We start from the raw sequence: 20,289 nt of genomic DNA, 5'->3' as shown, positions 1-20,289 counted from the left end.
AGTAGGTAAATTTAACACTAACCAAAAATTTAAAAATTATAAAATAAAAAAATCTACGGAAGAGCGAGAAAAAGTTCTGTCGTAGATTTTTTAGCATGAAGGTTTTAGAGAATATTAATAATTTTCATATAGATGCTGTTATGCAAAGATAAACCCCTCAAATGGGTATAATAAGAGGGCAGGAATTTAGTTCGAATTATGTTCTTAATACTCAAATGGAGGCGGGATAAATGGAAGAAAAAAAGATGGAAACATATTTTAATACAAAGGATATTGCCAAGCGAAATGCTCTATTAAAGCAAATTGTATTTGACTTGCCAGAGCAAGGAAAGGACTTTTTTCTAAAAGTATATAAAAAAGAACGATATTTGGATATGCGGCTTACTGCCATTAGAGGATACGCTGCCTTCGCAAGTGAAGAAGAAGTGGCCGTTTTAATGAACAAGATGTTAGAAATCTTAAAAAAGCGTTCTGAAACTACGCCATATAATTATGAGGAATATGAAATTTTGCGATCAGCTTTTTTAATGCCCTACCTGGTGGAAAAGTATCCTTATGACTGTTTCAAAAAATTTAATGAACAGCTAGAGAAACAGTACCATATCATGCCTGATGTTTTTAAAGGGATTTTCACCTGCAATGATAAAGGTGAACATATCCAACTGATACCACCCGCAGTAGCACGGAAACAGATGGAAGGTTTCTTGCGTAAGTGAAGAAGGGTAAAGATGAAGAGATACTTAGATAAGAGGATTAACGATTAACCAGCTCACCCTAACTGGTTCGAAATTATTTTGTACATAATGTCTTAAGAAAGAAGGTAGTATTTTGGAGACATCTGGAAATTTTTCAGGCAAGGCTGATGTATATGCGAAATATCGCCCTAGTTACCCTAAAGAATACATCGATTATTTATTTTCAACTAACCATTTGAAAGATGATCGGATAGTGGCTGATATTGGTTCAGGTACTGGCATATTTAGCCGTCAGCTGCTTGAAAGAGGCTTAAATGTGATTGGCGTAGAGCCAAATGATGACATGAGAACGATGGCTGAGCAATCGTTAAACCAATATACTCGTTATATTTCAGTAAAAGCAACTGCAGAAAATACCACACTGAAAGGGAACAGTGTAGATTTAATAACGGTTGCTCAGGCCTTTCATTGGTTTGATAAGGAAGCATTCAAAAATGAATGTCAACGGATTTTGAAACAAAAGGCAAATGTTGCTCTTGTTTGGAACAGCAGAGATTTAACTAGCCCGGTAATTAAAGAAAATGAAGAGATTTGCCAAAGGATCTGTTCAAATTTCAAAGGATTTAGCGGTGGAATAGAGGAAACGCCAGAAGTATTTAGCAAATTTTTTAAAGAAGGTAAGTATGAGTTTAAAAAATATTCAAGTGAGATACTTTTTGATTATGAAGGTTTTTTGGGAAGAAATTTATCAGCATCCTATGCACCGAAAAAAGATGATAAAGAGTACGAAAAATTTGTTTTCCTCCTATCAGAGTTATTCGAAAAATATAGTGAAAACGGAAAAATTGCTCTCCAAAACATAACGCGAAGCTATCTAGGCACTGTCTAAACAACTGAACACATATTAAATGGGTTAATGTCTGTATTAATTTAGTAAAAGGTTCTTTTGATGATTTTCTGTAGCCTTCATAAATCAAAAGAATCTTTTAATATTGTTGAAAAAGGAAAGGGTGAATTTAAAATAATCCATTACTGTGTAAATTTTTGCTTTGTAGTAGAGAAACTTAGATAGAAAAAACTTTTAAAAGCCGGCGCACATTGCACGGCTTTATTGGGTTTATTATAAAACATTTTTTATTGAGATGTGACAAGAAGGAATTTAACAGATTTACCTAGGTAGTTGTACCAATAAGTAAAAAAGTAACTTCGGCAGTACAGCAAGCAGATATCTTTTGTTGTGCTACATGATCAACTAGAGCTGTTTTAGATGGAGAATTATTAAAGCCAGGTGTTCAAATCAATGGATTTGGTTCATATTTGCCGAATATACGTTAAATTGATGCAACATCCATATTAAAGGCCAATAAAATAGTAGTTGATGATTTTAATGGCGTTAAAAATGAAGCTGGGGAATTTATCCATGCTGCTAAAAAAAGGTATCTGGTCATTCGATAAGGTATATTGCGGACTTGGTGTATTTGTAACAGAACTTAAAAATGTCAGAGATGATGATGAGATAACTATTTTCAAATCGGTAGGTGCGGCTTACTATGATATTGTAGTTGCTAAAGGAGTATATCAAAAGGCTAAGCAACAAGGATTTGGCATAGAGATTAATATATAATTGATAAAATAACTTCTTTGGCTATATTGCTTAAAGAAGTTATTTTTATAATTAACAAAAACATGAGGTATAAAGTTGAAAAATCGAGAAAACATAAGGAGACAGATTTAGATCGTTCTTACAGCCAAGCATATGGGAAAGCTCTCAGTGGTTATAAAGGAAAAAGGAGTAATGAATAGTGGAAATAAAAAAGTGATGAATTAGAAGTATAAAAGAGATCTACAATTACAAATTCTTAGGGGATCTTATTTATAATTTTTTTAGTTTACATAATATAAATTATAGGAAGTTATATTTCATAATAAAGTATACTTATAATAGTGAGATATTTGAGATTTTTTATAACAAAAAACCCAGCATTTCAGCCAGGCTTTTTGTTTATGGATTTTTATGACGTGCTTTAACATGTTCTTTTTTAGAATGAATCATTGAGTTGGCTGTGTTCCAAATTTTTTCTTTAATCTTTACTCCAAATTTATACCATTTGAACGATTGGATATGTTGCAGCCATTTTTGATGCTTTTCATGGCGCTTTGCAATCTCTTCATCTGGCATTTCTAATCTTTGGATAGCTTTTGTATATTGATTCATTTCCAACTTGAATTTAATGTCAAGCAATAAAAAAGGAATAAGTGCTAGAATAAAAATTGCTCCAAGATATACCAAAACCACTGATCAACCTCCTATATCTTTTCTATTCCCACTATTTCCTATGTATATGCATTCCATTCATTTATAAATCAAAAAAATTTAAATAAAACTTAAAATTGTTTTAATTATTTTGTAACACTTGATTTCACTTTTATCTGAACTGTAAGTTAAATGATTAGAGTTGGAATATACGATTGGATCTTATGCCCTTTTATATTAAGGAATACATATTATCAAAAAAACGCTCTGGTTTGTCCCCTAACACGCTTTTGCAATGCCTATATAGATATAAACAATTTTTTAATTGGTTGCTGTCTGAAGGGATTTTGGAAGCTGCAAATGCTGCTTCAATTGACTATAAAGAATTAGAAATTATGAAAAAAGAAACGATTGAATTTTACTTGGATTTGAGAGGAAAATATAGATGAAGGAGATCAAGTTGAGCATCGTGGACCTATAGTTGTCGAGTTATCTATCCATGCTTTAATATCCTTGTTTAATTACTTAACGGAGGAAACAGAAATGGAAAACGGCGAATGTCACTTCTATAGGAATGATATGAATAAAATAGTTATCCATAAGAAAAAAAAACAGCTAATAGACAAGCTAGAAATATCAGTTCAATTATCTTAAACGAAGAAGAAATTTCTGAGTACCTGGAATTCATCAAAAATGATCATGGTTATTTACTCGACTCCCCCTTGCTCAATGAGGTTTTGAAAGAGACAAGGAACGGGATATTGCCATAATCTTTCTAATCCAGGGTACGGGAATGCGTGTTGGTGAAATTGCCTCTTGAAGGGAAAAAGTGCATCTATTGAAATCACTCATAAAGGTGGATCTTTTGTAAGTGTACACGGTGGAACAGCGAAAGCCCTCTCCCGCCGAGCCATACAATATGTGGTTAATGAATATTCAGCTGCCTTGGGTCAAAGTAATGGTATAAGTCCCCATAAGCTTCGTCATAGTTTTGCGGTAGACTTGATTCGTAAAGATGGTGATATTATCCTGCTTCGGAATCAACTTGGACATAATGATATTAAGACAAATTCGCTTTACTAAATTGGCAAATAAAAATAGCGAGAAAATCTTAACTAAAATGGATCAGCAACGAAATACAACAAATTAAAAAATCTATCTTTTAATCCTCTAAGAATAACTAATATGTATTAAGCAATTGACTAAAATATCTGAATTGAGGATAGATGAACAGCTGAAAGGTCTGTATTCATCTATCCTATTTTTACAGCAAATGAGCTAATTTACCACAACAATAAAGTATGGTGTTATTACGAACTATGTAAACGCTGACTCTCCTTCATTATCCTAGAGGTGTTTAACCCCCATAGGTTTCTTAAATAAATTCAAGTGCATCTATACATCTAATTACGATCAGATAAAAAGCAAACATGTCCACGGAAATATCTAATACAAAGTTAGAATACAATTTTTTTGGCAGGAGAATCTTTTTTTAATCTAAAATCATATTTGTTTGCATTTTGATATTTTGGATCTATATAACTGGATTTCTTATCACTTTTTGAAGCTTTTAGAAATTCGGGAAAAGATTTATGTTCTCTCTCCTTCCATATCCAAATACCGATTTCTCCTTTTTCTTTATGATAAACATTCTTACCTAGTTTATTTTTTTGATTAGTTGTAAAATAGTTAGAGATGAAAATCCGTGATGGGCCAGCAGTTAAAATATTCTTCTCAATTACATTGTTTTTTGTATCATATTGTAATAATAGCTGTCCTCCATTTAACCCCTTTGTATCATTCCGATAAAGAATATTTTGAGAGATAGTAGAATTGGTTGTACCTCCTCGATGTTTATCATAGCCACCAATTGATATCCCAGTGTAAAAATTTTCATATATGGTATTGTTTATTATATTAATATTACTAGCGTATTTTTTAGCATGCTCAGAGGTTGCTTCAATTCCAATATCACTTTTATAAATAGTATTTTGTTTAATGGTTATATTCTTTCCACCATCTACATAAATACCGCCAGCAGAATAATCCTCTCCATATGCTGGATTGCCGTAAGAGGATATTTCATAAATTATATTGTTCTTTACGATTCCATTTCGCACATAGTCCACTTTTTCGTCATTGGAAGTTCCTTCATAACCAATCAGATCAATCCCGATATTATTACTCCGACGAACTATATTATTCTCCACTTTAAAATCGTAAATATTTCCATTTAGCACAAGAGATTCACTTAATCCCAGTTTCAAATCCTGTAACGTATTATTAAAAATATTTATATCTTTTATTTTGCCTGTTCCATATATAGCAATCCCATGGGCATTCCCATCATCTGTATGAGTTTCAATGCGTTGGACTGTATTATTTCTTAATTTAATATGGCTACTAGTCCCCGTTACATAAATCCCCATTACTGTTTTGTCTTCTAAATCAGTAGATAGATCCTGGATAGTTATTCCACTGATAGTAACATAATTTTTATTATTAATCGTCACTAAAGCGGTATCCTCTTCACCATCTTTCATGTTCTTTCCACTTAAAATAACCTTCTCCTTATTGTAGGCCTTAAATAAAATTGGCTTTGAATTAGTACCACTATGTTTTACGATAAGTTTTTCATGATAAACTCCTTTACGTAAAAGAATAGTAGTACCTGCATTTGCTTCTGACGCTGCTTTTTTGAGTGTGCGAAATGGCTTTGATTTTGTACCAACATTTTGATCACTTCCATTTGTTGCAACGTAAATAGCCTTAGTAATAGCCTTGGCCTGCTTCTCTTCTTTATTGGTTATAACCAAAACAGCTGCCAAAGAAACTGCTGTCAAGAGAATAATATAAATTTTTTTCATTAAATCATTCCTTAGTTAATATATTTCTAACTTTCATACTAATTTAAGCTATATTAAATATAGCAAAAAAACTTAAAACGTGGAACGGGATGGCAAAGGCTTCCTTTATTCATTGCCTATCCTCAGCTCCGCATAGATACGGCATAAAAAATAAAAAGAAATGTTAATAACTTTATTACAGGATTAGCATATATGCTCGGCAATTTAATTAGCCTCCAATTTCTTGGTGCTTATTCCCCTACCATACCATCATTATCTCGGTCATCCATATATGGGTATACTTGTTATGGGTATACTATAACCTGCTGCTATTGCTTCTTTAATTGTCGCTTGTCCATCCCCATTTATATCAACACTAGAAATATTGCCTTTTGAATTGGAATACTTATTATCAGTTAGACCAAGTGATTTGTTTACTTAATCACTAAAACTCCTGCATTCATCTATCTTTTTATATAACAAATGAACTCATTACTATAAAATAAAGTTTTTGTATGTTCAACTAAAACGCCAATGAACTAACGCCTCCAATTGTTTAAGTATTACTTATTGACAAATATTAGATATCAACTATATTCTCTGACTTGAATAGATTTTCTTTAAAATAGTTAACAAAAGAATGCTCATTCTCATCCATATTTCTTGCTGCTCCACAAATACTCGACTTAGTCTATTTTGGTTAAGATCCCAATTCTTTAAGATTAGGAGGCCTTGAATTGATTCGTTATAAAAGAAGATTACGAATGAAGGATTTAGAAATTTTTATGCTTTTTAAAGAGGGTACTTCGATGGGATATTTAATCATTGAAGATACGAAAAGAACGTTAAATTCAGCTGAAAAACAACTTCTACCTTTTAAAATTATGGACGAAGATGAATTAGATGAATATAAGAATTTGATTAAGATTTATATTTTAGCTGATGAAGAATTATCAAAAGATGATAAATCAATATTCGAAGAATTTGCGATGGATTTAGTTGATGAAAAAGATTATTGTGCCTACATACTAGAATCATATGTAGATGAGCAATTCTTCTACGTTTCTCAAGTTGATTTAGAAGTAGAAGATTATAAAAAAATGCTTAAAATTGTTAACTCTTCTTACGATATTTCAAATTTAGATTTAAAAAACTTGAGTTATTTATCACAAGAATAATAATATTTAAGTAAAAGAAGAAAAGGTAAAGGCATCACGAGGATGTTTTTACCTTTTCTATGATTAGGTGAACAATTTTATTTAGTCAATCCACAACTTAATCAATAATTGAACCATTGGATAAAGGGATTAACTTGACAGTTAAATGTGGAATAAAACTTCTGCCGGTTGAATGAGTAATCAACGATTAATATCAATTTCATTATTCTTTATTGTGCCTCCAATAAAAGCTTTGCCAGTGGGAGGGATATCTGAAGAAGATAAAGCGGGAATTACATTTTTGTCTATTATTTATAGTAGTATGTTTCTCTTGTACCGAATGGGATTTAATACAATATAGACCTAGTTATTTTGCCCCTGCTTTTAATAAAATTTTTTCAATCTCTAAATAGCCTTTTTTACGTGCATGTTGTAAAGGTGTCACCTTTTTGGTGTCTGGAATGTTCACATCTGCTCCATGTTCTATCAGCAATTGAACCGTTTGTTGCTGCTTTTCGTCCCCATCATTCAAAATAATCGCTTCTAATAAAGCCGTCCATCCAAGATTATTGACATGATTTACATCAATATCCGTATGGGTGAGTATTTCTTTTATTACATCTATATATCCATGTTCTGAAGCAGGGATTAAAGCAGTTCCTCCATACCGATTTGTAATAGTCGGATCGGCCCCTGCTTCAATTGTAAGTTTTAAAATATCTATATATCCTTCTGCACCAGCATACAGGAAAGGGTTGTTTTTCATATCATCCCTAATATTCACATCTGCTCCAGCTTTGATGAGAACTTTTGCGGTTTCTACATCATTGTTATAGGTCGAAATCATAGTAGCAGTCCTATCTTTTGAGTCTTGTGCGTTGATATTCGCCCCTTTCTTGATGAGTTTGCTTACAGTATCTACCTCTCCATGTTCCGCTGCTTGAAGCAACTGCTCATTTAATCCTTTGTGCACGATTCTCATCTCCTTTTCTTGTTTTTTTGGTTCGCCACTAATATTTGAAATACAACCTTGAAGCAAGAGAATACAACCTATAAACGCTATCATCCACTTCCACATAAATATTCCTCTCAATTCTAATTTTATTGTTACCCTGCTCTTTTTACATGATGACCAAAATTTTTTATATCTAGCGACTTATATCGGAAAACGCGTAAGTTAAATATATAATTCATTTATTCTACTCTTTCCAAAGAACAAGGCATCCTTGTATAAGAGAGCTAATGCCTACCACAAAAAATGTTCGTTGCATTAAAATAGATACTTATGCTATCGATAATTGAAATAATCCCTTGACCACAATAGCTAGCCGGCATACCAACCCTTTTCTCTTTAAGGGTTTTATAAGTTGCGATAAGTTTGATTTAAAATAATGATATCTTAATAGGTAGTATATGAAAAATATTAAAAAAATTAATTTTACTTATATTTTTCATATAGAAAGTGGAACTTTCCTTTAAGGGATATTATCCAAACTAGAAGAAAGATCTCTGGAGCTGTTTAAAGAACTCATAAGTCATATCTTCTGCCTCTGTTATACCGAATAATCTCAATCCATTTCTATACTTTATCATCGTTGTATAATCTCTTCTATTTCGGTGCCTCTTCAGAATTACAACAAATATTTGGCCATCTTACCATCTTGGCTGAATATGAAGATAAAAACCCTTTGTGTAAGTGTGATTGTGGTAATCTTGTGACTCGAAGCAGATCACTACTTTGTAAAAGGACAGCAAGTTCTTCGTGTGGCTGTTTAAAAGGAGAAACTATCGCATAAGGCATATCAAGAAAATGATTATATAAAAAGACAAAATTCACTTGATGTTGAAAGTGAATTTTGTCTTTTTCTAGCTTTAAAATAATGTTATCTTAAAAATACCTTGTAACCTGTATTACATTAAAAGAACCCATTTTGTGAAAAAAAGTTGACTCAAATGGGTTCTTTCTTTGTGAAGTAATGTTATCGCGATAATTATGGAAGTTCTTATTCAAAGATTGCTCTTTACAGTATAAGTGTTATATTGACAAAACTTTTATCTAATGAATATCATTCTTTCTAAAATTACCGCCCTTTACTTCTGATACCTCATAAACAGTAACAAAAGATTTTGGGTCAATTTCATTTATAATTTCCTTTAGTTTGGTTTCTTCTAAGCGATTAATGACACAGCTGATTTCTTTAAACTTTTCGTGGGAAAACCCGCCATAAACCTCGTTAAACGTTGCACTTCTACCTAAGCGATCGCGTATAGTTTCTACCATTAATTCAGGTTGACTTGTGATAATTTTAAAGGTTTTAGAACCACTCAAACCTTCCTCCACAATGTGAACTACTTTAGAAGCTATAAAGTATGCAATTGCCGAAAGAATTGCTCCTTGTAAACCAAATACGGTTGAAACAACTATAAATACAAACACGTTTAAGAAGAGAATGAAATCACTTGTCCCAAATGGTAATTTTCGCGATAGAAGTACGGCAAGCATGTCAATTCCATCTAATGCACCGCCATTACGTAAGGCTAGTCCCATCCCAAAACCAAGAATAATACCACCAACAACCGTAATCAACAAAGTATCCCCTTGAATAATTGCCGGCGTATGGTGAAATAAGATGGTGCCAAACGATAATGAAACAATGCCGATAATTGAAAATAGGGCAAAAGTTTTTCCGATTTGTTTATAACCCAACCAAATAAAAGGGATATTTATGATGGCAATGAGAGCTCCCAATGGTAGTCCAAAAAGTTCAGAACCCACAATGCTTAGCCCAGTCACCCCTCCATCGGATACATGATTTGGAATTAATACTGTTTCTAGTCCATAGGCAGCTATAAATCCCCCTAAAATGACTAATAATCCTCGAATAATTATTTTTAGTTTATTGGTCTTTTGTTTTTTGCTTTTCTCCATAAATTCCTCACTTCTAGTCTTTTTTAAAGTATAACACATTTTATTCTCTGCATTGTAGCCATTCCTCAAACTCAAAGTAGGGATCTTAAGCAATATTGTTTCCCTTCTAGTAAAATTCCTTCAAAGGATTTTAAGTAGCTGTTTAGTGAATATCTTCTTATATGATTTACCAGAACGTCATATCAGTTTCAATCCGTCAAAGTTTGAATTTGAATGATCCTTGCAACTAGACTTATTCGAGACAAACAAATTTAAACGAAGATTGTTAGGAGATACTATGGATTGCATACACTCGCGTTTTGGCTCTGGAGCAGTTCTACATGCAGTTTCCTATACAGAAACAAGTACCGTTTAGTTTTAGTATATTTATACTCAAATTCGCTAATCGAATGAGTTAATTTGTAAAAATCCTTGATTTATTCTATGAATTATTTTTAAAAATCCACTTATACTATCCTTGTTTAAAAAATGGCAAAAAACAAGAAAAGGACGTGTAGAATGTAAGAGATTACTTAGCGGAAATCCAAAAATGCATTAAGATGAAGTATTTAGTGTTTGGACTGGTTTAACTACAAGCTACGGCATGATTTCTGGCTTTCAAACTTTTTCTAATAGTGTATATGACGAAGATGTTAAAAATAATTGAAGAAATTACATGTAGATTATTTTAAAACCTATTAATCCGAATCGAGGAATGTAAATGTATTATTACAAAAATGAATTAATTAATATTATTAAACCCGGCAAACCAGATCCACAAGCAGCACGGGTCATGCAAGAAATATTAGGTGGTCATTATGGTGAAATGAGAACCATGATGCAATACTTTTTCCAAAGCTCTAATTTTAGAGGCAAGGAAACACAATATCGTGATTTACTTCGTGGCGTTTTCTTAGAAGAAATAGCTCACGTAGAACTTGTTCAGAATACAATTAATCAATTACTTAATGATTCTGGGGAATCTTCTGCACCGGGCAACAATGGTTTGGATCAAGCACCATTAGATGATGCTGTTAGACATGCAAATCCACACCATTATATTATGGCAGCTCAATCATCTTTACCTGTCGATGCTTCAGGTAATCCGTGGAATGGCTCATGGGTGTATGCACATGGAAACCTTATTGCAGATTTATTGGACAATTTAGTTCTTGAATCAACTGGTGTCCTTCAAAAGACACGTATTTATGAAATGAGTTCTAATCAGACTTTTAGAGAAACACTTGCATTCCTAATAGTTCGTGACAATGCTCACCAAAATGCATTTGCCAAAGCATTAGAAACTTTAGGTGTAGATTGGGGTAAACTATTCCCTGTTCCGAACTATGATATCAACAAATATCCTGAATGTAGAAAGTATGTTGAAATGGGCTATCATAATGCTCAATTTAATTTCAGATTAGACCCGACACGTATCGGTGAAATCTTTCAAGGGCAATCTCCAAGTAGAAATGGCGGAGAATTAAATGTAACTCCTCCACCAGAAGGATTCCCTGTGCCGGTTTTGCCAGAAATGCCAAATGAGCATAGCCCAGGTCTCAATGATATGAATAATTAATTCACCTATTTTCTGCTGTAGCCTGTGACAACGGTACAGCTTTTTATTATTGAGAAGTTGACTTTTAATGACAAATAACAATCAAAATTACATTAAGAGTGGTTCCATAATGGTAATTTGTTGAAAAATACCTTAAGAGGATTCTTCAATTGTTAGTTGAAGAGAGAATGAAAAAGATTCCCTTTGAGTGTTGCTTAAGCTCAATAGCTTTAATAAAAATATCTTGTTAATATGCTGCGCCATGGAACATGAAAATGTATTTAATGAACCATCAATTTCTAGATAACTATTCCCTACCATCCCATCGTTATCTCGGTCATCCTTATATCGGTATAATTAGACTATAAACAAAAACAAATATAGCTCCTAATTTCAATCTGTAATCAAAAAATTGCATTAAAAAATAAAGCGTTCTCCTATTTAGTGGAGAGTCGCTTTATTTTTTATCTACTCTACCCTTAGTACCACTAAGTGGACATGTGTTACAGCTCCTGCTTCCGTTCTTTAACCTATAGGATAAACAACATGTTTTTCTTTGTCTGATGTTGACATTGTCATTAACAAAATCGTAACCGAACTTTTCAAAAACATTTGAGTTAGAAATACCTAAAACATTTTCAGGTGCTTCATGAATAAGGTAATGGATATCTTCCTTAGCACGAATTCTGATTTCTAAGTTGTCATGAGTCGAAAGAGTCTCATAAAGCCAATAAATATAAATCACAATATTCTCCCAGAGAATATCTTTAGAGACTTTAGTTTCTTTTTTTAGATGGTTCACTATAAGAAATAAATGTTCTGCAAAGAGTTCCTTGATGCATTCTTTTCTCCATTCATCTCTATCTTCAGTTGAAGCAAAAGTTGTTGTGTGGTTAAAATAAATCTTGGGAAGCCATTGTTCCTGATTTTCAATACTCTCTAAAGAAATATTTTGAAATGAAATATCAAGCTTTTTATTATAAACAGTCATTGAATAAAGAAAGATAACAGCTAAAAATGCGTATCTCTTTATAAAAATAGATGCTGTTGTTTGGAGATTTGGTGCTACCATCAAATTCGATAGTTTCTCCAAATAAATAGAGAGCATATCACTGTCCATTAATTGCGCTAACTCAATCGAAAGCTCTGATCGGCTCTTTGTTGAAGTAAATCGAAATTCTCGTAATTTTTGTTTCTCCTGCTCAGTAAGATGCGACTCCATTTAATACCGCTTCCCCTTTTAAAATGCTTCGTCCTTTTCCGTATGGAATACACATGGGTGTTCCAAAAATTGGATCATGGATGATTTCACTCTCTAAATCAAAGACATTTTTCACGAGTGACTTTGTAATAATATCTTCAGGTTTCCCTTTTTTATATACTGTTTGATTACGAACGGTAATAATATAATCCGCATATCTGCAGGCTAGATTAATATCATGTAACACCATGATAATTGTTCGCTTTTGTTGTTTATTTAGTTTATATAATAAATCTAATATTTCTATTTGATGAGTTAAATCTAAGTAAGTAGTTGGCTCGTCTAATAAAATAATATCCGTATTTTGAGCTAGTGTCATAGCAATCCAAGCGCGTTGCCTTTGACCGCCAGATAATTCTTCGATAGGTTTATCCTTCAAATGTTCAACTCCCGTAGATATTAAAGCATTCATAACGATTTCTTCATCTTCTTGTGACCATTGACTATGCCAACTTTGATGAGGGTATCTCCCCTGCTTAACAAGCTGTAAAACGGTCAGTCCTTCTGGTGCAACCGGGGACTGTGGTAGAATAGAAAGTTCTTTAGCAACTTGTTTATTTGTAAGTTTGAAGACGTTTTTCCCATCTAATAATATGGAGCCTTCACTTGGTTTTAATAGTCTAGCGATGGAACGTAGAAGTGTCGATTTACCACAACCATTAGAACCAATTAAAATTGTCACTTCGCCTACTGGAATTGATAAGTCAAGATTATTTATAATAATAGAATTTCCGTAGCTAAGCGTTAGAGATTTTGCTTCAATTGTTTCTGTCATATTTTCTCGGACTCCTTTATTTTTTGGGGTTTCTAAATAATAAATAAATAAAGTAAGGCGCACCAATAGCGGCGGTGAAAACGCCTGCTGGTACTTCAAGTGGACTGAAGGCAGTACGACCTATAACATCTGCAATCATTACTAGAAGTGCACCAATTGTAGCGGCAGTAGGAATTAAAACACCAAAAGATGAACCTACTAGTCGTCGTGCAATATGCGGTGCCATTAATCCAACAAAGCCAATAGCTCCAGCAAAAGCAATGGCCCCTGCAACTAAGGCAGTACTCAACAATAAAAGTAAGAAACGCATTTTTTGAACGGAGTGTCCAAGGCTAGATGCAGTGTCATCTCCGAATTCTTGAACATTTAAATGTCTCGTTATAAAGAAAGTAATAAGCAACAAAAGAATTGTCCAAGGAATAAGCATTTTTACTTGATCCCAGTTAGCTCCACTAACGCTCCCTGTAATCCACATATTCGCTTCAGTTGCTTTATAGATTGGTCCAAGCAACATTAGCATCGTCGTCATCGCCTGCATAAATGCAGATACACCAATACCGATTAAAACGAGTCTAATTGGTGTAATACCATCTTTCCAAGCGAAAATATATACTAAAAATCCAATACTAGTAGCGCCGATAAATCCTGCAACAGGAAGCCATTGAATACTTACCGTTAATGAATGGTTCGAATCACTGAAAATAGCTAAAAAGGCAACAACAGCAGCTCCACCACCAGCCGAAATCCCAATAATATCTGGAGACGCTAGTGGATTTTTTATCATTCCTTGTAATATCGCACCAGCTACTGCTAAAGCCATTCCTGCAAAAGTAGCGATAAAGATTCGGGGTAATCTAAAATCTATAACGACTAACTGGTCAAAATCATTACCTCCACCAAATATGATTTGTAACACGTTCAATGGATTAATATAGGAATCCCCAACTGAAGCGCTAAAAATGAATATCGCTATCGTTAGGAATACTAAAAGTATGATTTTCTTATATGCTTTTATATCAAGCAGAAAAGATAGTCGATCTTTAAGGAGTCTAATTGTTTTGAAGTGATTCATGCTTTTTTGAACCCCTTTCTTGCAATGTAAATAAAGAATGGTGTTCCAATAAATGCTGTCATGACTCCGACAGGTACCTCTTGAGGCATGATTATATAACGGGCAGCCACATCTGCTATTAATAACAAAATACTCCCTAATAACGCTGCCATAGGTATTAGCCACTTATGGTCATTACCAATACACTTTCTAGCAATATGTGGAATGACAATTCCGATAAAACCGATTGGACCAGCAACTGCAACAGAGCCTCCAGCAAGTAGAATAACGATTATACCAACAATTACTTTGATAAAACCTAGATTCAATCCCAATCCTTTTGCTATATCGTCGCCTAGTGCAAGTACATTCATTTTAGGAGAAATGAATAAAGCAGCAATCCAACCTAAAGCTAGGTATGGAAAAACAGAGGTTAATATCTCTAATTTTCTTCCTTGCACGGAACCTGCAAGCCAAAATAATACTTGGTCAAGTTCTGCCTCGTTGGTTGCTAGTAAGCCCTGAGTGAAAGATGAAAATAATGCACTCATAGCGGCACCAGCTAAAGTGATTTTAATAGGAGTCATTGCGTCCCTTCCGGAAGAACTTATTCCTAAAACTGCAATTGCAGCAATAGTAGCTCCTAAAAAGGCAATCCAAGCAAATGACTGTAAACCAGAAATTTTAAAGAAAACCATAGAGAAAACGACTGCAAATCCCGCACCTGCATTGATACCTAAAATACCAGGCGAGGCTAGCGGATTTTTTGTTAGCGTTTGCATAAGAACGCCTGTTATAGCTAAAGAAGCTCCAACGCTTGCAGCGATTAATGCTCTAGGAACACGTAAATTTCTAATAATAATATGCTCATTTGAGTGGTCAAATTGAGTAAAAGCATGTAATGCGGTTTCAATAGAGGTATCTGCGTAACCATATACAATGCTAATTCCGATACATAGTATCAGGATGATAACGCTAATCAATAAAGCTAATGTTTTCGAAATAGTATTATTAAATATCATATGTAGTTAAATCTCTTTCCTAAATTTAATATTCAAAGCATATGAAATAATTTCCTAAATAGTTATTGACAACGAAAATATCGTGCCATATGATTATTACAATACAAGTGATAATGATTATCATTATCGAATTTCATTTTTAATTTTATCACATACATTGGAGGAAGAAAAGAGATGCCAAGTACATTTCGCAAATTGATTGCACTGTTAGCAATCATTGCTGTATTTACACTAGCTGCTTGTGGAAATACAAAAGAAAAAAATAAAGACCAAAATGCTTCAAAAGAAAAAATAGTTTCATATTCGGTTAAACATGCAATGGGATCAACAGAAGTTAAAGGGATGCCAAAACGTATTGTTGTATTAACAAATGAAGGAACAGAAGCTTTACTAGCAATGGGTGTAAAACCAGTAGGAGCAGTAAAATCATGGGCAGGAGACCCTTGGTATGATCATATTAAAGATAAAATGGATAATGTTGAAGTAGTTGGCGAGGAGGGCGCAATCAATATTGAAAAAATTGCTTCCTTAAGACCCGACTTGATCATTGGTAATAAAATGAGACAAGAAAAGGATTATGAAAAACTAAGTAAAATCGCCCCAACTGTTTTCTCAGAAACATTACGCGGTGATTGGAAAGAAAACTTTGAACTGTATGCTAAAGCCTTAAATAAAGAATCTAAGGGAAAAGACGTTTTGCAAAAATACGACGATAAAGTAAAAGCTTTAAAAGCTAAACTTGGAGATAAAACAAACCAACAAGTATCAGTTGTTCGCTTTTTGGCTGATAAATCTCGAATTTACTATACTGACTCATTCTCTGGTGTCATTTTTAATGAGCTTGGATTTAAACGAGTTCCTGAACAAGACAAAATGTTTAAAGCTGACAGTAAGCTAGGTAACCTTGCTATTGAAGTAGGAAAAGAAGCTATTCCTAAAATGGATGGTGATCTAATATTCTATTTTACATACCTTCCAACTGGTGATGATACAGCATTAGCAACTGAAAAAGATTGGACAAATGATCCACTATGGAAAAATCTATCAGCAGTTAAAAAAGGTCATGCATATAGAGTCGATGATTCTATTTGGAATACAGCAGGTGGCGTACTAGCTGCGAATTTAATGCTAGACCAAATTGATAAGATTTTCTCAAAATAACATTATTAAAATAAGACCCGGTTGGAAAATAGAGTATTTTCTATCCGGGTTTCTTTATGGGTAAAAGTAGATTATTTAGACTAGCATATTCACCTTAAATATAGGTAATACAGGTATAAACTTTACTATAACTCCCCTAGATATCAGATGAAGGCAACCTGTAGATATTTTCGTTTGTAAATTTCACGATGCATTAATCATTTAGCTTAATATTTTTAAAAAACATTTATCCTTTGCTAAAGATACTGTTCTAAAATTTATTTGTAAATTTTAGTCTTTAATAAATGAATAAATATCATACTCGGAAAGATCAAATAAATTCATCCTAATTGTGTCGTAATGTGAAGATGAAATCTCTAATACCTCTCTAAGGGAAACACTGATTAGATAGTAATTTCCATCTTCACTAGCTAAGAAATCTCCATCAGATAAATCTCTTAAATGTAACATTCTACGGCCTTTTACTTTTACTTCAAATACATCACTCGGATTAAATTTTTTAATCCCTAAAGATAGCATAATTTCTTTTACATTTTCATCCATTTCCTTTTCTTTCACTTTAATAAAATCAATATTAATTTTATTTAGATTTAAATCAGATAGAATTAATTCATTATCGGATGAAACACCAGCAATTACTCCCGAGCTAAAAAAAATCTCAAGTTGGGTTTCATTGCTTGTTTTTTCATTAAATATTTTTATACCAGTAATAGAAAAATCTTTCTCATCTTTTTTTTCATATTTTCTTATAACTTCCCTTTTATATGAAACGCCAAAAGAATAATCCGAATCTCCAATTACAGGAACTATATCTTGCAAGATTCCTTCCATTATTTGTTTCAGATAAATCGAATATTCGCTTGGTAGTTTTTCTAAAACGGCTATCAGCATTGCATTAAACCTGTTTACATCAATTTCAATACATTCTTTTTTAGCCCTCCTTGTAACGTCGTCATGTACTTTCTGTAGAATAAATTTAACATATTGCTATTTCAAATAGGGTTTGCGGTGATACAGCATATACATCCGTTGTCGGGTATGTATATATTATTCTATTCTTTTTTCAACTTGTACAGTGGGATATATATCTTTTTTATCCTAATGTTTTAGCGAAGTTCAACTATTTAATTTTCCTTTCTATCAGTATTTATATTATTCTTACTCTTTTCATAAAATCTCTAATATAAAATATATAAGTTTATAATATAAAAAGATGATGTCCCAAATTGCAGACATCATCTTTTAACTTATAAAATTAACGTATTACCTTAGTAAAGCACGCTATCTGAAGATATTAAGGCATTTATCTAAAACCACGTTCATATTGTTTGGGTTCATTTATTTCCTTTTTAAGCTTTGCTGCTGCATCTAATGCCCAATATGGATTACGCAACATACCACGACCAACAGCAACAAGATCAGCTTCTTCGTTCCCAATTACAGCATTGGCTAGAATAGGATCATCTAATCTTCCCACTGCAATAACTGGAACATTCAGAGCTTCCTTGATTTTACGAGCTAGCGGTACTTGATAAGCTGCCTGAGTACCAGGTCGACCCCCTGCACCAATTGGCCCTTCTCCACCTGAAGAGATATGGAAGATGTCTACGCCTGCTTTTTGGTATTCTTTCGCAAATTGAATACTTTCATTAATGCCGTATCCCCCATCCACATATTCACTTGCAGATATTCGCATAATTAATGGCATATTTTCAGGTATCTCTTTTTTAGCTGCTTCAATAACTTCCCGACCAAACTTAGTCAGATCTTTTCCATATTCGTCCTCTCTCTTATTTGTTAAAGGAGAATGGAATTGATGAATTAAATAGCCATGAGCACCGTGAATTTCAATAGCATCAACGCCGGCTTTTACTGCACGTTCTACAGCCTTACGGAATTTTTCGACCATTTCTTTTACTTCATCAGTTGAAAGGGCTCTTGGTGTCTTAGAATTTTCATCGAATGGAATTGCAGAAGCAGAAACCGGTACTTCAGCATCTTCTGCTTTACGTCCAGCGTGAGCAATCTGGATACCTACTTTGGCTCCATGTTGATGGCAAGCTTCTACAATGCGTGCTAATGGAGCAATTTGTTCATCTGACCATAAACCTAAGTCAAAGTCAGTAATTCGTCCATCAGGTTCTACATCTGTCATTTCTATAATAATAAAACTTGTTCCCCCAATTGCTCGAGATACATAGTGTATATAATGCCAATCTGTAGCAATGCCGTCTTTCTTTTCAACGGAATATTGACACATAGGAGGCATGACAACACGGTTCTTTAACTCTAAGCCTTTGAACTTATAAGGACTAAATAAATGTTCCATTTGAAAACTCCTTTTTCTTTAAATTTAATCGATTTAATTAAACGAAAAAGATTCATTCGAAAATTAAATGCATGACGCATGCATTTAATTTAATGCTAAACAATACTTCATGTCAAGTCAAAGTACTTCATCTAAAATGTAGTACTTTGACTTCATTTTATTTTCTTATAACCCCTCTGTTAACTGTTTCATTACAGCTTCAACATTAACAGTTGAAAGATTCGATTTTAGTATTTTATGGAAAGAGGCTAAACTTCCTTGAAGTTTTTGTTCTCCTAGATTAGTTAGACGTGTATAAGTACCCCTACGATCATCCGTACAAACTTGTTTTTCTAATGCCCCGCAGCTATTCGCTTCCATATTGCCTACAAGCCTAGACATTGCACTTTGACTCAATCCTACCATCTCTTGTAGTTGTTGTAATCTGAGCTTTTTTTCTGGCGCTTTAGAAAGGTGGTAGAGTACGTAGAATGCTTTTAATGACAAGTTATACTCTATTTGTAGGACATCCTCTAATTCTTTCTTTAATTTACTTTGTATAGAATCTATGACCAACCAGTGCTCCATAAAATCATTATTATTCTTCATTCTATTCCACCTATTCAGCATTATATTATGGCTTTCCGATTAAAATTTATGCATAAACTAATATATCTCAAAAAAACAAGTTACATAATAATTTCTTTAACATAAAATTCTACTATGTATTCGCATAGATAGTCAACTTGACATTAGGTGTATGAAATTAAGAATAATGTTGATCAAATTTATAATGCGGATTCTATTTACTTCTTTCTTATCAATAGCTTCTATTAATGTTACCTATACTCAATTGAAAAATTCCATATGAGGTTTCTTTTCTTTGTAATAATCTAATCTGTTCTGCAGTGTACCAGTATGAAATTCGAACTTATGGCCATCTGGATCTGTAAAATATATAGATTTTTTATCCTTTTCGTCTCTAGGACGACCCGAAAGTATGTTTACTCCTAATTTCTCTAATTTACTATAGATATCATCGATTTCCGCTTCTTCTACGGAAAAAGCTATATGAGTGTATGATTGATTTATTTCATTACGAGGAATATTCTGTTCCTCATTTAGAGCAAGCCACATGCCATTTAAATCAAAGTAAGCAGTACTTCTTCCTTTAACCAATAGTTTCGCTTCACAGACATCCTGATAAAATGCTATAGATTGTTCCAAATTAGACACAGAAAATAAAAAATGATTTAATCCTTTAATAAACAATATAGTCACCCCTATTTATTA

Annotated in this window: 19 protein-coding genes and 1 pseudogene; 7 read left to right on the top strand and 13 right to left on the bottom strand. The window is 33.2% G+C overall.

The genetic code is table 11. The features are described 5' to 3' along the window. Nucleotides 1-230 precede the first annotated feature (230 nt). From M2M59_RS08270 to M2M59_RS08260, 3 genes are all read left to right on the top strand, one after another. On the top strand, nt 231-716 hold the full coding sequence (locus M2M59_RS08270; protein WP_249774285.1) for a hypothetical protein: 486 nt from the start codon (nt 231-233) through the stop codon (nt 714-716). A gap of 112 nt (nt 717-828) precedes the next feature. Continuing rightward, nucleotides 829-1,584, top strand: a complete 756-nt coding sequence (locus M2M59_RS08265) for a class I SAM-dependent methyltransferase (RefSeq protein ID WP_249774284.1) — start codon at nt 829-831, stop codon at nt 1,582-1,584. A gap of 498 nt (nt 1,585-2,082) precedes the next feature. Continuing rightward, nucleotides 2,083-2,319, top strand: coding sequence for a hypothetical protein (locus M2M59_RS08260; RefSeq protein ID WP_249774283.1), 237 nt, complete (start codon nt 2,083-2,085; stop codon nt 2,317-2,319). Between the two features lie 378 nt (nt 2,320-2,697). On the opposite strand, the gene M2M59_RS08255 is transcribed toward M2M59_RS08260, so the two are convergent. Then, nucleotides 2,698-2,991 carry a hypothetical protein gene (locus tag M2M59_RS08255; RefSeq protein ID WP_147193428.1) on the bottom strand — a complete coding sequence of 98 codons (294 nt, stop codon included), beginning with the start codon at nt 2,989-2,991 and terminating at the stop codon, nt 2,698-2,700. A 774-nt stretch (nt 2,992-3,765) separates the two neighbouring features. On the opposite strand from M2M59_RS08255, the gene M2M59_RS08250 reads away from it, so the two are divergent. Next, complete coding sequence (locus M2M59_RS08250) at nt 3,766-4,032, top strand: tyrosine-type recombinase/integrase (RefSeq protein ID WP_249774282.1); 267 nt, start codon at nt 3,766-3,768, stop codon at nt 4,030-4,032. Nucleotides 4,033-4,406: 374 nt separating this feature from the next. Here the strand turns inward: M2M59_RS08250 and M2M59_RS08245 are convergent, their stop codons facing one another. Both M2M59_RS08245 and M2M59_RS16520 read right to left on the bottom strand, forming a co-directional pair. Further along, complete coding sequence (locus M2M59_RS08245; RefSeq protein WP_249774281.1) at nt 4,407-5,816, bottom strand: right-handed parallel beta-helix repeat-containing protein; 1,410 nt, start codon at nt 5,814-5,816, stop codon at nt 4,407-4,409. Between the two features lie 230 nt (nt 5,817-6,046). Next, nucleotides 6,047-6,233: pseudogene (locus M2M59_RS16520) on the bottom strand (hypothetical protein); the annotation flags it as partial. Between the two features lie 299 nt (nt 6,234-6,532). Here M2M59_RS16520 and M2M59_RS08240 point away from each other — a divergent pair. Beyond that, nucleotides 6,533-6,973 (top strand): hypothetical protein, encoded by a 441-nt coding sequence (locus M2M59_RS08240; RefSeq protein WP_249774280.1) that lies wholly within the window; start codon nt 6,533-6,535, stop codon nt 6,971-6,973. A gap of 346 nt (nt 6,974-7,319) precedes the next feature. On the opposite strand, the gene M2M59_RS08235 is transcribed toward M2M59_RS08240, so the two are convergent. Continuing rightward, nucleotides 7,320-7,934 (bottom strand): ankyrin repeat domain-containing protein, encoded by a 615-nt coding sequence (locus M2M59_RS08235; RefSeq protein WP_371859436.1) that lies wholly within the window; start codon nt 7,932-7,934, stop codon nt 7,320-7,322. Nucleotides 7,935-9,008: 1,074 nt separating this feature from the next. After that, nucleotides 9,009-9,881: a YitT family protein gene (locus M2M59_RS08230; protein ID WP_147193431.1), complete on the bottom strand. Its 873-nt coding sequence runs from the start codon at nt 9,879-9,881 to the stop codon at nt 9,009-9,011. 700 nt (nt 9,882-10,581) lie between these two features. Between M2M59_RS08230 and M2M59_RS08225 the strand changes: the two genes are divergently transcribed. After that, nucleotides 10,582-11,439, top strand: a complete 858-nt coding sequence (locus M2M59_RS08225; protein ID WP_147193432.1) for a manganese catalase family protein — start codon at nt 10,582-10,584, stop codon at nt 11,437-11,439. A gap of 436 nt (nt 11,440-11,875) precedes the next feature. Here M2M59_RS08225 and M2M59_RS08220 read toward each other — a convergent pair whose 3' ends face one another. Genes M2M59_RS08220 through M2M59_RS08205 form a run of 4 tightly spaced genes read right to left on the bottom strand, consistent with a single transcriptional unit; the run spans nt 11,876 to nt 15,527 of the window. Beyond that, nucleotides 11,876-12,640, bottom strand: a complete 765-nt coding sequence (locus tag M2M59_RS08220; RefSeq protein ID WP_249774279.1) for an IucA/IucC family C-terminal-domain containing protein — start codon at nt 12,638-12,640, stop codon at nt 11,876-11,878. Then, the gene (locus M2M59_RS08215; protein WP_249774278.1) at nt 12,621-13,454 is read right to left on the bottom strand and encodes an ABC transporter ATP-binding protein; all 834 of its coding nucleotides are present in this window, start codon (nt 13,452-13,454) and stop codon (nt 12,621-12,623) included. Before M2M59_RS08215 ends, M2M59_RS08220 begins: the two co-directional genes overlap by 20 nt. A gap of 16 nt (nt 13,455-13,470) precedes the next feature. Next, nucleotides 13,471-14,526, bottom strand: coding sequence for a FecCD family ABC transporter permease (locus M2M59_RS08210; protein WP_249774277.1), 1,056 nt, complete (start codon nt 14,524-14,526; stop codon nt 13,471-13,473). Beyond that, nucleotides 14,523-15,527, bottom strand: coding sequence for a FecCD family ABC transporter permease (locus M2M59_RS08205; RefSeq protein WP_147193435.1), 1,005 nt, complete (start codon nt 15,525-15,527; stop codon nt 14,523-14,525). The genes M2M59_RS08210 and M2M59_RS08205 overlap by 4 nt, the downstream gene beginning before the upstream one ends. Nucleotides 15,528-15,701: 174 nt before the next feature. Here M2M59_RS08205 and M2M59_RS08200 point away from each other — a divergent pair, with 174 nt between their 5' ends. Then, entirely contained in the window at nt 15,702-16,688 is a 987-nt protein-coding gene (locus M2M59_RS08200; RefSeq protein ID WP_249774276.1) for an ABC transporter substrate-binding protein, read from the top strand. Between the two features lie 270 nt (nt 16,689-16,958). On the opposite strand, the gene M2M59_RS08195 is transcribed toward M2M59_RS08200, so the two are convergent. From M2M59_RS08195 to fosM, 4 genes are all read right to left on the bottom strand, one after another. Continuing rightward, entirely contained in the window at nt 16,959-17,579 is a 621-nt protein-coding gene (locus tag M2M59_RS08195) for a hypothetical protein (protein WP_249774275.1), read from the bottom strand. A gap of 412 nt (nt 17,580-17,991) precedes the next feature. Continuing rightward, the gene (locus tag M2M59_RS08190; RefSeq protein WP_249774274.1) at nt 17,992-19,017 is read right to left on the bottom strand and encodes an NADH:flavin oxidoreductase/NADH oxidase; all 1,026 of its coding nucleotides are present in this window, start codon (nt 19,015-19,017) and stop codon (nt 17,992-17,994) included. A gap of 165 nt (nt 19,018-19,182) precedes the next feature. Further along, a complete protein-coding gene (locus M2M59_RS08185) occupies nt 19,183-19,605 on the bottom strand; it encodes a MarR family winged helix-turn-helix transcriptional regulator (RefSeq protein WP_249774273.1) in 423 nt (140 codons plus the stop codon). A 240-nt stretch (nt 19,606-19,845) separates the two neighbouring features. Continuing rightward, on the bottom strand, nt 19,846-20,268 hold the full coding sequence (gene fosM, locus M2M59_RS08180; RefSeq protein WP_249774272.1) for a FosM family fosfomycin resistance protein: 423 nt from the start codon (nt 20,266-20,268) through the stop codon (nt 19,846-19,848). Nucleotides 20,269-20,289 lie beyond the last annotated feature (21 nt).

This window comes from Rummeliibacillus sp. G93, assembly GCF_023515935.1.
GTDB classification, from domain to species: Bacteria; Bacillota; Bacilli; order Bacillales_A; family Planococcaceae; genus Rummeliibacillus; species Rummeliibacillus stabekisii.
Note: the sequence above shows the minus strand (reverse complement) of the source record. Positions and strands in the feature narration are given on the sequence as shown.